14 protein-coding genes are annotated in these 12163 nt (G+C 38.9%); 7 read left to right on the top strand and 7 right to left on the bottom strand.

Annotation, left to right across the window (positions count from 1 at the left end; all coding sequences use genetic code 11):
- Positions 1 to 39: 39 nt before the first annotated feature.
- The 3 genes from ACXIUD_RS07730 to ubiE all read right to left on the bottom strand — a co-directional run bounded on the left by ACXIUD_RS07730 (position 40) and on the right by ubiE (position 2907).
- Complete coding sequence (locus tag ACXIUD_RS07730) at positions 40 to 888, bottom strand: phage integrase SAM-like domain-containing protein (RefSeq protein WP_458052051.1); 849 nt, start codon at positions 886 to 888, stop codon at positions 40 to 42.
- Between the two features lie 538 nt (positions 889 to 1426).
- Positions 1427 to 2236, bottom strand: coding sequence for a type IX secretion/gliding motility protein PorT/SprT (gene porT / locus ACXIUD_RS07735; protein WP_458052052.1), 810 nt, complete (start codon positions 2234 to 2236; stop codon positions 1427 to 1429).
- The gene (ubiE, locus tag ACXIUD_RS07740) at positions 2185 to 2907 is read right to left on the bottom strand and encodes a bifunctional demethylmenaquinone methyltransferase/2-methoxy-6-polyprenyl-1,4-benzoquinol methylase UbiE (protein ID WP_458052053.1); all 723 of its coding nucleotides are present in this window, start codon (positions 2905 to 2907) and stop codon (positions 2185 to 2187) included. The genes porT and ubiE overlap by 52 nt, the downstream gene beginning before the upstream one ends.
- A 141-nt stretch (positions 2908 to 3048) precedes the next feature.
- Here ubiE and yihA point away from each other — a divergent pair, with 141 nt between their 5' ends.
- The 3 genes from yihA (at position 3049) to ACXIUD_RS07755 (ending at position 4494) form a co-directional block, all read left to right on the top strand.
- Positions 3049 to 3654 (top strand): ribosome biogenesis GTP-binding protein YihA/YsxC, encoded by a 606-nt coding sequence (gene yihA / locus ACXIUD_RS07745; RefSeq protein ID WP_458052054.1) that lies wholly within the window; start codon positions 3049 to 3051, stop codon positions 3652 to 3654.
- A 73-nt stretch (positions 3655 to 3727) separates the two neighbouring features.
- Positions 3728 to 4162 (top strand): DUF5606 family protein, encoded by a 435-nt coding sequence (locus tag ACXIUD_RS07750; RefSeq protein ID WP_458052055.1) that lies wholly within the window; start codon positions 3728 to 3730, stop codon positions 4160 to 4162.
- Between the two features lie 29 nt (positions 4163 to 4191).
- A complete protein-coding gene (locus ACXIUD_RS07755) occupies positions 4192 to 4494 on the top strand; it encodes a hypothetical protein (RefSeq protein WP_458052056.1) in 303 nt (100 codons plus the stop codon).
- Positions 4495 to 4548: 54 nt separating this feature from the next.
- On the opposite strand, the gene fbp is transcribed toward ACXIUD_RS07755, so the two are convergent.
- On the bottom strand, positions 4549 to 5592 hold the full coding sequence (gene fbp / locus ACXIUD_RS07760) for a class 1 fructose-bisphosphatase (RefSeq protein WP_458052057.1): 1044 nt from the start codon (positions 5590 to 5592) through the stop codon (positions 4549 to 4551).
- Positions 5593 to 5650: 58 nt separating this feature from the next.
- Between fbp and ACXIUD_RS07765 the strand changes: the two genes are divergently transcribed.
- Positions 5651 to 6925 (top strand): aspartate kinase, encoded by a 1275-nt coding sequence (locus ACXIUD_RS07765; RefSeq protein WP_458052058.1) that lies wholly within the window; start codon positions 5651 to 5653, stop codon positions 6923 to 6925.
- On the opposite strand, the gene ACXIUD_RS07770 is transcribed toward ACXIUD_RS07765, so the two are convergent.
- Both ACXIUD_RS07770 and ACXIUD_RS07775 read right to left on the bottom strand, forming a co-directional pair.
- Complete coding sequence (locus ACXIUD_RS07770) at positions 6917 to 7798, bottom strand: fructosamine kinase family protein (protein ID WP_458052059.1); 882 nt, start codon at positions 7796 to 7798, stop codon at positions 6917 to 6919. The genes ACXIUD_RS07765 and ACXIUD_RS07770 overlap by 9 nt on opposite strands.
- Complete coding sequence (locus ACXIUD_RS07775; protein ID WP_458052060.1) at positions 7785 to 8270, bottom strand: low molecular weight protein-tyrosine-phosphatase; 486 nt, start codon at positions 8268 to 8270, stop codon at positions 7785 to 7787. The genes ACXIUD_RS07770 and ACXIUD_RS07775 overlap by 14 nt, the downstream gene beginning before the upstream one ends.
- 394 nt (positions 8271 to 8664) lie before the next feature.
- Between ACXIUD_RS07775 and ACXIUD_RS07780 the strand changes: the two genes are divergently transcribed.
- A complete protein-coding gene (locus ACXIUD_RS07780) occupies positions 8665 to 9294 on the top strand; it encodes a redoxin domain-containing protein (protein WP_458052061.1) in 630 nt (209 codons plus the stop codon).
- Between the two features lie 44 nt (positions 9295 to 9338).
- On the opposite strand, the gene ACXIUD_RS07785 is transcribed toward ACXIUD_RS07780, so the two are convergent.
- Entirely contained in the window at positions 9339 to 10139 is an 801-nt protein-coding gene (locus ACXIUD_RS07785; protein WP_458052062.1) for an FkbM family methyltransferase, read from the bottom strand.
- 154 nt (positions 10140 to 10293) lie between these two features.
- Here ACXIUD_RS07785 and ACXIUD_RS07790 point away from each other — a divergent pair, with 154 nt between their 5' ends.
- Complete coding sequence (locus ACXIUD_RS07790; RefSeq protein ID WP_458052063.1) at positions 10294 to 11154, top strand: glycosyltransferase family 2 protein; 861 nt, start codon at positions 10294 to 10296, stop codon at positions 11152 to 11154.
- Entirely contained in the window at positions 11154 to 12158 is a 1005-nt protein-coding gene (locus tag ACXIUD_RS07795; protein WP_458052064.1) for a Stealth CR1 domain-containing protein, read from the top strand. The genes ACXIUD_RS07790 and ACXIUD_RS07795 overlap by 1 nt, the downstream gene beginning before the upstream one ends.
- Positions 12159 to 12163: the final 5 nt, after the last annotated feature.

A 12163-nucleotide genomic window follows, 5' to 3' on the forward strand; every position in this document is an offset into this window, starting at 1 on the left:
AAGAAGAAAACGAAATATTAACCAAGAAAAACAATAACTTTAACGCGAAGTAAGTCCACTATTCCTGACCAAAAAACTACTTAACTCCGGGGGGTCAATTTGCAGCGCTGATAGGGGGTCACTTTGACCGCTGTATGCATTATCCAACGCTTCTCTTTCAAGATGAACTTTCTTTATGGCTTCAAGCTCTTGTGGATCTAAAGTGACAATGTATCGGTCTTCGTCTGCTTCCGAAAATGTTTCTATTTTGGAAGCATAGGGATGAACAGGATGTCCAAATTTCTCAGCATCTGCTGCAACAAACTTCAAGAAGGAGAGGCTCTTTCCTGCATGGTTGATTGAATATTTCTGTTCTTTTAGCAACCATTTCTTAAAAGCCTCCACAAAGCTGAAATCTAAATCTGTAAAATGAATAGGCTTATTTGTGTGAGCTTCATAGTTTTCAAGTACCTTCCGAAAGGTTTGATAATTTTTTACAGTGTTTGGAGCTAGGCCAATTTTATTTTTTCCAGTAACCTTCCTAGTTGCAGCATTATCAATGATGTATTGCACATGATTTTTGACCAATGTATCATCTGTCAATTCAATCCTATTGAAACATTCCGCCACTTTTCTTGCAATAAAATCTCCATCAATAGGGATCCCTTTTGACTGTGCCAAGTTTACCTGATCCAATAAAAACCCTTCAAGTTCCTTTAGGTCTAAAATAAGTTTCTTATTAACTTCATCATTAGCCTTGGGGAATCCTTTAGCCTCACTCCAATCTTTTGGATTGATTGAAAATCCGGTCTTACATTTAAAAGTAGCACCTCTTCCCATGGAAAATGAAAGATAAATAGGCACATGCTTATTCTGATTACTCCTTAAAAGATATTTGATAGTTGCCATAAACTTCCCTGATTGATTGGTCGGAAGTTAGCCAAAAAGATATTTTTGGCAAACCGTTGGCAAACATTTCTTAGATTTAGATGGATTAAGTACTATCACATACTATTTCGAAAAGACAATAATATCATCAAAAACAGTCCATTTTTGGAAAAAATGGCGTTTTTTAGCACATCTAACAAAAACCTAAAAATTATAAAATCCAATAGGTTCGACTCCGGCCCTGGGTACTTAAAGTAAAAAGCTCCTTCTTTAATTAGTTGGAGCTTTTTTTATGGACTGACCATTCAATAGTTTTAGTTGTACTTCTGTAATAAATAATCCATTCTCGAAAAAGTAAAACATGTATTTCCAAGGTCTTGCGCATGGCTATAAATGCCTGTGTGATTAGGTTACTTACCTTGACTTCGATCTTACTACACAGCACAACACATTCCTTGTTCTCTGAAGACATGGGCAAAAACCTTTTACGTCGTGTTTCTCACTTGAGGTCACAAATTGTGATCACATGTAAACTTTTCCAAAGTTCACTGATCCACAATCACTGAAAATGCAGATAAATCGTAATTGACTTCCGGCGTAACTCGGAGATGGCATCACCGAATTGTTGGTTAGCGCCAACCATGGCTTCGGGGCGGTAGATATTGAGAAGACCATGTGAAAAACGGATCTCTGGGGAAAATTTGAAATACTTGAAATAGAGATCAAAACCCATCCCGAGGTCCAAGGTAAAATCTCTACCTGTAGTGACCAATGCTTCTAAATCTGCCTCCTCTTGGACCTTAGTACGCCACATAGCACTCCCTCCTCCCATAAAAAACATTCGATTATTATTGAAGCGTTGAGCCTTGTATTTGAAAAGTAATGGTAACTCAATCATCGTAGCTTCGGTCACCACTGTTTGAGTGCCCGATGGAAGATTGCGGACATTTCCCGGAGTACTTATCAGAGAAGGATCCAAATCGTTTCCAAAATAATTGATGTCCGCCCTAAACTCATAGAAACCGATTTTAGGAGTGAGAAGAATATTGAATTGATCGTGAATGCGGAATACACCTAAAAAACCCAAGGAAAATCCAGGGGTATATACAGGAGTAATGCTGCGGATATTGGCCAAGTATTCGTTGGTGCCATTTAGAAACTCCTCTGAATATTTCAGCTGATAGTAATTGGTATGCCCTGCAAGAAAAAAACCATAGGAAATCAATTTATCGTCCTGACCAGCTTTACTGATTGCACCAAAACGCGCCTGAGACCAAGCTTCCAGGGAAAAAAAACATAAAAAAATGAGGGGAAGAATTACTTTTCCCCTATGTAAATCGAACTTATACCGAAGGTTAATGGCTTGCATTGCGTATTTTTAAAACCTACTTTTTCCAAAACGTTAAGAAAGTCCTGACCATCCGGAAATACCTGAACCGATTCGGGTAAGTAGGTATAGGCTGAGTTATCTTTGGAGATCAATTTTCCAATCTGAGGCAAAATATATTTGAAATAAAAATTATATCCTTGCTTCATTGGAAATTTTTTGGGTTTTGAAAACTCCACAATCACCGTTTTACCTCCTGGCTTCAATACACGAAACATATCTGCCAAGCCTTTTTCCAAATTTTCGAAATTTCTAACTCCAAAAGAAACGATTACCGCATCAAACTTATTGTCTTCAAACAGGAGTTTCTCTGAATCTCCCAATTGCAAATCAATGATATGGTCCAGCTTTTTCTTTTTCATCTTTTTCTTCCCCTCGTTCAACATCCCCTCAGAGATATCTACTCCGATGATTTTATCCGGATTTAATGCCAACGCCTCGATAGCGAAGTCTCCAGTACCCGTAGCTATATCCAAAATCAGCTTAGGCTGATCCTTTTTCAATAGCTTCACGGCCTTCTTTCTCCAGGTGATATCAATCCCCAAGCTCAACAGGTGATTTAAAAAATCATACTTGTGGCTAATGTTGTTAAACATCTCCGCAACCTGCGCCTTCTTTCCTTCTTCCTTGTTTTTGTATGGTACTACTGACATGTACGTATCTCTAATAAGCTGCAATATTACTAAGATAACCTGAGCATAAGAAAAATGTTGGGAATAAATCGAGGAATCCTCTCCAAAGTCCCTCTATCGTTTCTGGTTGAAAAAGACTACCTTTGTGAAAAAATTGAAGGAATGATTAAGAAAGCACGATTTGTCATCAGCAACACAGACCACAACAAATGTCCTGCTCCCGATAAACCTGAGTTTGCTTTTATCGGTAGATCCAATGTGGGGAAAAGCTCTCTGATCAACATGCTGACAAATCATAAAGACCTTGCCAAAACTTCCGGTAAACCTGGAAAAACCCAATTGATCAACCATTTTTTGATCGATGATAAATGGTATATGGTGGACTTACCCGGATATGGATTTGCCAAAATAAGCAAAAGCATCAAGTCCACTTGGGAGAAAATGATTGCAGATTACATGAAAAGTCGTCCCAATCTAGTGGCCGTTTGTATTCTCATAGACTCCAGATTGGAGCCTCAAAAAATAGATTTAGAATTTATATTATGGTGTGCTCAAAGTGATTTACCATTCGTGCTTGTGTTTACCAAAGCGGATAAACAAGGGAAAACCAAAACGGATGCTAACGTGCGGGCTTTTTTGGATAAAATGGTAGAAATGTTTGATGACGAACCCCAATACTTCGTCACTTCCGCAGAAAAAGCCACCGGAAGAGAAGAACTTACTGCCTTCATTCAAAACGAAGTACAGGAATACTTGGACGGAAATTAAGGATAGCCAATGCTACCTTCTTGGTCATTCGATGGTAACTTATATATTTGCAGCCTAATTGAATCAATCGACTATGAATTTTAACGAAATAGCTACCGTAGCAGGAAAACCTGGTTTATATAGAGTATTAAAACCCACTAGAGGTGGGGTCATTTTAGAGTCTCTAGACAGCAAAAAATCCAAATTGGTGGTAGGTTCCAATCAGCGTGTATCCATTTTGGGTGAGATCTCTATGTACACCATGACTGAAGAGGGAGCTTCTCCACTAGAGGACATCATGAAAACCATCGAAAAGGAATTCAGCGGTGATTTGGGAATTGACACCAATGCAGATGCAGATGAATTGAAAGCATTTTTAAAGCATGTGCTACCAGATTTTGATGAAAACAAGGTGTACCCATCCGATATCAAAAAATTGATTTCATGGTATCACATCATCCGAGAGTTTGCTCCCGAGGTATTGGAAGAAAGTAGTGAAAGCTCCGAAGAAAGCAACACAGAAGAATAAAAAATAAGGGAGTTCGGCTCCCTTTTTTTATGGATAAAAAGGATCTATACCAAGCAGTAGCATTGATTTCCAAAGACTTTCATTTGGAACACGGGGAATATATATCCTATGAGGAATTACTTTCCAAACTCACGAAAGCGGTAACTTACTTGCTCAACAAAGATTTTGAGAAATTGCTTCAGATTTGCTACAGAGTTGATTTAGGAGAGGGGGAACTTCATCGTTTATTACATGAAACAGATCCAGAATTCATGAGCGAAGAAATCGCAAAATCCCTCATCAATCGTCAGCTGAAAAAAATCGAACTGCGAAGAAAATATAGTGGTCTATAAAAAAAGCCCTTCCAAAACTGGCAAGGGCTTTTTTGCAAACTTTATCAATCCTATTTAATTACTATTTGTTGTCGCTTTTTGACGAGCTTTTAAGAATTCCTCAGCCTTAGCTACCATTTTTGGTGAACCGATATAGAGTGGTGTACGCTCATGCAAACTTGTAGGATCAATATCCAAAATTCGTATATGACCATTCGTTGCGGCGCCTCCTGCCTGCTCTGCAATAAATGCCAGTGCATTTGCTTCATAGAGCAATCTTAGTTTACCACTTGGTGCTTTGGTTGTCGCTGGATAAATATAAATACCCCCTTTTAATAAGTTTCGGTGAAAATCAGCCACCAAACTACCGATATATCGAGCGCTAAAATTATTGTCTTTACAATAAGAAATATACTGCTTCAATCCCTCATCGAATTGATTGTAAGAACCCTCATTGATACTGTAAATTTTCCCATCTTCCGGGGCTTTCATTTCAGGATGGGACAAAAAGAATTCACCCAAAGATTGCTCATACGTAAATCCATTGACCCCATGCCCCGTTGTGTACACCAACATGGTAGATGATCCATAGAGCACATAGCCTGCTGCTACCTGCTGATTACCGGGCTGCATGATATCCTCCACCGTAATCGGGCTACCTACTGGAGTTTTTCTACGATAAATTGAAAAAATTGTCCCAATCGAAATATTCACATCAATATTGGAAGAGCCATCCAAAGGATCAATGGCCACTACATACTTCCCTGAACCATTTTGCAAATCAATCACTTCATCATCCTCCTCAGACACTACTGCACACACCTCTCCCCCTTTAGTCAGCGCACGGGTAAATCGAATATTGGCAATTACATCCAATTTTTGTTGTTCTTCTCCTTGGACGTTGGTTTGTCCAAATGCACCACCGATATTTGCCAAGCCTGCTCGGTTAGTCTCTCGGTTCACAATCTTGGAAGCCAATGCGATATCGCGGAGCAACTGGGAAAGTTCTCCGGATGCATATGGGAAATCGTCTTGTTTCATCTTAATGAAGCGGTCTAAAGTAACACCGACCGAATAGGCCATAGATGAAGTGCTGGGTATGTACTGTTTGATTTTCATGCTCTAAGAAAAATACAATTAGTGAATTATTTACTGGAAAATTACGAGGAAATTTCTGATGTCAAAAACTTTTGTTTTCAAATTTGGCGGTGCATCTGTAAAAGATGCCGACTCGATCAAAAACCTTTCTGAAATTTTATTCAATCGATTGCGAAATCAGCTAGTAATCGTCATTTCTGCAATGGGAAAGACCACAAATCTGCTAGAGGAAATTTTGCTAAATAAATATAGGCAGAAAGATTTTTCTTCAAATATTACTATTTTAAAAGAGTACCACCTGAATATCTGCAGGGAATTGTTTGAAGAAAATTCTTCGATTTTTCCTATTGTTGCTAATCTAGTGACACAGCTGGAAAAACAATTGGAGCGCCCACTTACCAAAGAAAACTACGATTACTTTTATGATCAAGTGGTGTGTTATGGAGAATTACTCTCCAGCAGAATCTTACAAGAGTATCTTTGTAGCAAAGGCTACATCTGCCTCTGGCAAGATGCTCGTGAAATCATCACAACAGATGACAACTACCGCTTTGCCAAAATTGACTGGATACAAACCAAGTCCAACTGCAAGCAACAGCTGACGCCCAAATTGGATAAATACCCCGTGATTATCCCTGGTTTTATCGGTAGCACACGAGCAGGTTCATCCACCACACTGGGAAGAGAAGGCTCTGATTTCAGTGCAGCCGTATTGGCAAGTTGCCTGAATGCACAATCCGTCACTATTTGGAAAGATGTGCCGGGAGTATTAAATGCAGACCCTAAACGATTTCCTGACACCATCAAATTTGATGAATTGGATTACCATGAAGCAGCCGAACTCACCTATTATGGGGCTTCTGTCATCCATCCAAAAACCATCAAGCCATTAGCAAACGCTGGAATTCCTTTATTTGTAAAATCCTTCTTAAGACCAGAAGAGGAAGGAACCAAAATCCATCAAACTGTCACGAGTAACAGCATTCCTTGTATCGTAGTCAAAGACGAACAGGTATTGGTTTCCTTCAAAGTCACAGATTTCACTTTTGTCAATGAAGGACATATCCAATCCATCTATCAGGTCCTTAATGACTTGAAATTGAAAGTCAATGTATTTCAGACCTCTGCCATCAGTATTTCACTTGTGATTGATCGACAGGAATTCAAACTCGAAAAACTGATTCAGCGCTTACAAGACAGTTTCCAAATTCGGTACAATGAAGGTCTGCAATTAATTACCATCAAAAACCATCAACCCTTCATCATCGAACAAATCATTCAAGGAAAAGAAGTCATATTAGAACAAATAACAAGGACTACATTTCAGGTTTTGCACAAGCCAGTTTTAGCGTAAATACTTCCGCATCGTTTTGGCAATGCCGTGTACATAGCTTTCTCCAAAAAGCAATACATGAACAAGCAGTGGATATAAATTATGGATATCCATACGCTCTTCAAAACCAGGCTCAATAGGAAATACCTCCTGATAGGTGTCATAGAATAAGGGATCAAAACCTCCAAAAAGCTTGCTAAATGCTAAATCCATTTCTCGATGACCATAATAAATAGCAGGATCAATCAGGCATGGCTTACCTACTTCGTCGATCATGACATTGCCAGACCACAAATCTCCATGGAGAAAGGCTGGTCTTTCCAGTGGTATTAATGCTTGTAGCAAGGGGTAAAGTCTCTGAAACTCTTTATAAAATTCAAGGGAAAAATATCCCTCGTAATAAGCTTTACCTGCCAAAGGTTCCAAGCGATTTTGGATAAAAAAATCAACCCAAGATTCCTTTACGGAGTTTTGCTGAGGCAATGAGGCTATGTAATTATCCTGAGCTAAGCCAAAATTAGCCTGTGAATGCATATGCATTTGCGCAAGCCCTTCTCCTAGGGTTTCCCAAAAATTTTGATGCCTTCGTTCAGAGTCTATCCATTCCATCAATAGAAAGTTCTGACCTTGATAAGAACCCGTATGATAGATATTTGGAACTTTCAAGTCGGAGAACTGACGCATTTTTTGTAGGGCAGCCGCTTCTTTTTGAAAAATATCCGTGAATTCAGAGAAATTGGTCTTAAGAAAAAAGCGCTGATCAGAAGTTTGTAAAAAAACTCCTTGATTCAAATTCCCTGCTGCAATAAGCCTCGAATTTTTTAGGACTACTTGTTGTCCAAAACTTTCAAATAAGATATGTTCAAAAAAACGCTCTGCGTCAAACAAGTTCATGCTTTCCTTCCTTCAACACTTGCAGAAACTGATCGATGGCATCGTCCAATATCTCATAGACATGTTCGAAAGCTTCCATTCCACCATAATAAGGGTCAGGTACTTCCATCGTTTCTGCATCCTCCTGAAATTCACGTATCAGATACACATGATCATGTGTTATCCGATGGCGTTGAATAAATTCCTCTACATTCTTTTTGTTGGAATAGTCCATTACTAGCAAATAATCAAACTCCCTAACATCAATCCGATTAATCTGCCTAGCCCGATGATTGATGGGGATTCCATGTCCCGTCGCGCAAGCAATGGTCCGCTCATCCGGTAATTCCCCGATATGATAATCAAAGGTGCCACAACTATCACTCTTGAACTGATGACTCAATCCATGTTGATTTACTTTATAGTTAAAGATAGCCTCAGCTAAAGGAGAACGGCATATATTACCTAGACAAACGAAGAGAACTTTAATCATTACTTGTAATTGCTATCAAACATCTAAAATACAAACTTTTCCGTCTAGAATGGAAACCTGCTAAGAATAATTTTGGATAAAACCACGAATCAGCACACACATACCAAGCTACCAAATCCCTGAAAAACAAAACTTTATTTCTGTCGATAAACATATTTCCAAATTATTGATTTTTTAAATGAGCCATACATTTTATCTACCATATTTTATTTTACAAGTTTTGGCAAAGCAGGAAGGGAGTTGTAAATTTGTCGTTCAATTAATCTATCTCACGGGTACTATTAATTGAAAAAAGCAATAAACCCAATAATGACAAAAAAATAAGCGCCTGTTTTTCCCAATCGGCGTCTTAAACAGTCTACAAACGTTAACAAATTAATTAAAACAATTTACTATGTCATTAGTAGGAAAAAAAGCACCAAATTTCTCCGCAGGTGCAGTAATCAATGGAGAAGAAATCATTGAAAACTTCTCTTTACAGCAGTACATCGGTCAAAAAGAAGTAGTATTCTTCTTCTATCCAAAAGATTTTACTTTTGTTTGCCCAACTGAAATCTTGGCTTTCCAAGAAAAATTAGCTGAGTTTGAAAAAAGAGGTGTAGCCGTAGTAGGCGCATCTACAGATACGGAAGAAACGCACTTAGCTTGGTTGATGACTCCTAAAGCTAACGGTGGAATCGAAGGTGTAACCTATCCAATCGTGGCAGACGTGGCTAAAACCATTGCTCACAACTACGGTGTATTGGCAGGTGAATGGAACTACAACGAAGATGGTCAATTGACTTTCGAAGGTGCTCCAATCGCTTACAGAGGTACATTTTTAATCGATAAGCAAGGTGTTGTAAGACATGAGACTATCAACGACTTCCCATTGGGAAGAAACATCGATGAGATGATCCGTTTGGTAGACGCTTTACACCATGTTGAGAAATTTGGTGAAGTATGTCCTGCTAACTGGGAAGAAGGCAAAGAAGCAATGTCCGCTACCAAAGAAGGTGTTGCAGATTATTTAAGCAAAAACTAATCAAATTCCGATCACTTGAAAAAGCCCCAAAGATGGGGCTTTTTTTATTGATTATTCCTCCTCTTTTTTACCGCATAGGCATCTCTTCCTACTTGGTGAGTCTGATAGCCATGGTCTTCAAGATATCGTCTACAAGCTCCCCTTGTAGTTGGGTCAAAATGCTCATCTTCATAAACAATTACATCAGGGCTCAAATGGTTTAAGTCCATCATTTTCAAAATTTCATAATCATAGCCCTCTGTATCAATCGCCAATAAATCCACTGAAGCTCCTTCTAATTTTGCTATCAATTGATCAGCAGTGATCGCTTGAATTTTCCGAGATGTGATCCAATCCCTCTTATCAGTGGGAGGTTCAATGCCTGCTTTTTTTGCTTTTTTGAGAATGGTTCCATCCTCCACTTTTCGCTCCAATACCGACCTATCAAAACTAGATAAGCCTGTGGCCCATCTTTCTTTGCTAAACGAAATAATGAACAACTCCATTTGACCTGATTGGGGTGCTAACGCTGCATTAATCGTAACAATTTCCGGTCTTTTGTGGTGGATTTTAGTCAACCATTGCTCATACACTTCCGGCTGAGGCTCTAACATGATTCCTTTCCAATAGTCTCTTTTGATAAACTTTTGTAAAGGATCGTAAATAAAACCATCATTTGCACCGATTTGAATAAACGTAATAGGTGCGTTTTTTCTGGAGTATTGATCCAAAAATTCAGAAAGCGAATCTTTAGGAGGCTTATAAAAAAACTTATAAAACCCCAAGTAAAGAGGATTTTCATTTGCACAAAGATTGAATCTGAACTGGTTATATTGCTTTTTAAAGAAATGTCTAATCCTACCCATAAACTGATTTAATTATGTAAATAAATATAAATCTAGCGCAACCATAAATATGGCATCAATTAATTTTAGGCCCACCCCACTAACCACAAATGAACTTCAATTTCCAATTTAGCATTTATAGAAGTACTTTTGAGTTTCAAACCCCAACTAATCCATGAGTACCTCTTCAAAAAAAGCATCTCTTAAAAAAATCGCCGTCATTACCATGGCACGAAATGATGACTTTTTCTTGACTCGATGGATTAACTATTACGGAAAAGAACTCGGAGAGGAAAATCTGTACATTTATTTAGATGGTGAGGACCAACCCATTCCAGCCAATGCTGGAAATGTGAATATTTTTCATGAAAAAAGAGTAGCCGAACATGTAGTAAAAGCTGAAAAACGTAGGTTAGGTTTTTTATCCGAGGTTGCAAAATCCTTATTGGAAAGTTATGATATCGTTATTGGGGTAGATGCCGATGAATACTTGGTAGTAGATCCTGCAACCAGGAAAGACTTAGTCACCTATTTGAGCGAAATTGAAATTGATCCTTGTGTGTCGGGTTTGGGTATAGACGTGGGACAAGACAGAAATACAGAACCCATCTTAGACAGAACGCAACCATTCTTAGGGCAACGGAATTATGCCTTGCTATCTTCTCGCTACACCAAACCATCTGTGATTGCCAAACCTGTCAATTGGGGTTCTGGTTTTCACCGTGTGAAAGGTCATAATTTCAAGATTGATCCCAACCTGTTTCTTTTTCATTTTGGTTCCGTAGACTACGACATGATTTTGGATCGCTTCAAAGACAAAGACCGAATGGCAACAGGCCGTGCAGGACATATCAAAAAAAGAGCGCGGACCATTGATATCATCACTCATGGGAAGCCCAAAGTTGATGAAAAATGGCTTCGAGTAGCTAGGAAACTCCAAACATATGCTCGCCCCATTTGGGCTTGGAACAAGCCAACCATGTTGAAATGGAAACTCGTAGTAAGAATTCCGGATAGATTTAAAGGGATTGTTTGATGGAAAATACCACGTATAGCCCAATAGATGCCGTGATCACTTGGGTGGATGGGGACGATCCCAAGCACCAAGCTAAAATGGATCAGGCACTCCAAGGTAAATCCAGGAAGCATATCCCAGGTGCTGAAAAAACCCGTTTTGGAAATGCCAACGAACTCCAATACAGCATCTTATCCATCTTACGCTTTGCTCCCTTTGTGCGGTATATATTCATCGTAACAGATGAGCAAACACCCGATGTACATACAATCGTGGAGCAGTATTTCCCCGACCGCATTCAGGATATTCGAATAGTGGACCATAAGGAAATCTTTCGTGACCATCTGGAATTCCTCCCAACATTCAATAGTCGCTCCATTGAGGCTTTGCTATGGAAAATCAAGGATATTTCGGATCATTTCTTCTTTTTGAGTGACGACATGTTCTTAATTCGTCCAACAAAGCCTACTGATTTCTTTGTAGATAATCAACCTGTGATGAGAGGAACATGGTTGCTCAGACCGGTGCTTCGCAACGCCTGGAATCGCTTACGGACATTGGTACAGCATAGGTTACTTTCCAACAGAGAATTTCAGCCCAAGCCTTCCTTCCATGTGGGGCAGTGGAATGCTGCAAACATTTTAGGGTTCCAAAGCAGGTACTTTTTTTCTAGTCATACGCCTCATACAATCGATAAAAAAGCAGTGGAAGCATATTTTGCGCAATATCCAGAAGTGCTGATTAACCAAATCAAACATCCATTTCGACACAATTCACAATTTAACTGTGCCGCATTTTACTACCACCTAAGTATCAGGGAGGGAAATCAACTATTTTCTAAGCCTTCCTTTATTTTTTTGCATCCTGTTGGTCGAAACAAACGCTATATTGACAAAAAATTACGAAAGGCAGAAACAACAGATGATGCTATCTTTATGAATGTTCAAAGCTTGGAACTCTGTACAATCGAAGAACAAACAAAAATCATCCAATGGATGAAAAAAAATTTATCGCTTACAGCATAAGTAAC

This window comes from Mongoliitalea sp. (assembly GCF_054166905.1).

Coding starts and splice junctions, on each gene's coding strand:
- ACXIUD_RS07730 (WP_458052051.1), bottom strand. CDS start 888: ATGGCAACTATCAAATATCTTTTAAGGAGTAATCAGAATAAGCATGTG.
- porT (WP_458052052.1), bottom strand. CDS start 2,236: ATGCAAGCCATTAACCTTCGGTATAAGTTCGATTTACATAGGGGAAAA.
- ubiE (WP_458052053.1), bottom strand. CDS start 2,907: ATGTCAGTAGTACCATACAAAAACAAGGAAGAAGGAAAGAAGGCGCAG.
- yihA (WP_458052054.1), top strand. CDS start 3,049: ATGATTAAGAAAGCACGATTTGTCATCAGCAACACAGACCACAACAAA.
- ACXIUD_RS07750 (WP_458052055.1), top strand. CDS start 3,728: ATGAATTTTAACGAAATAGCTACCGTAGCAGGAAAACCTGGTTTATAT.
- ACXIUD_RS07755 (WP_458052056.1), top strand. CDS start 4,192: ATGGATAAAAAGGATCTATACCAAGCAGTAGCATTGATTTCCAAAGAC.
- fbp (WP_458052057.1), bottom strand. CDS start 5,592: ATGAAAATCAAACAGTACATACCCAGCACTTCATCTATGGCCTATTCG.
- ACXIUD_RS07765 (WP_458052058.1), top strand. CDS start 5,651: ATGTCAAAAACTTTTGTTTTCAAATTTGGCGGTGCATCTGTAAAAGAT.
- ACXIUD_RS07770 (WP_458052059.1), bottom strand. CDS start 7,798: ATGAACTTGTTTGACGCAGAGCGTTTTTTTGAACATATCTTATTTGAA.
- ACXIUD_RS07775 (WP_458052060.1), bottom strand. CDS start 8,270: ATGATTAAAGTTCTCTTCGTTTGTCTAGGTAATATATGCCGTTCTCCT.
- ACXIUD_RS07780 (WP_458052061.1), top strand. CDS start 8,665: ATGTCATTAGTAGGAAAAAAAGCACCAAATTTCTCCGCAGGTGCAGTA.
- ACXIUD_RS07785 (WP_458052062.1), bottom strand. CDS start 10,139: ATGGGTAGGATTAGACATTTCTTTAAAAAGCAATATAACCAGTTCAGA.
- ACXIUD_RS07790 (WP_458052063.1), top strand. CDS start 10,294: ATGAGTACCTCTTCAAAAAAAGCATCTCTTAAAAAAATCGCCGTCATT.
- ACXIUD_RS07795 (WP_458052064.1), top strand. CDS start 11,154: ATGGAAAATACCACGTATAGCCCAATAGATGCCGTGATCACTTGGGTG.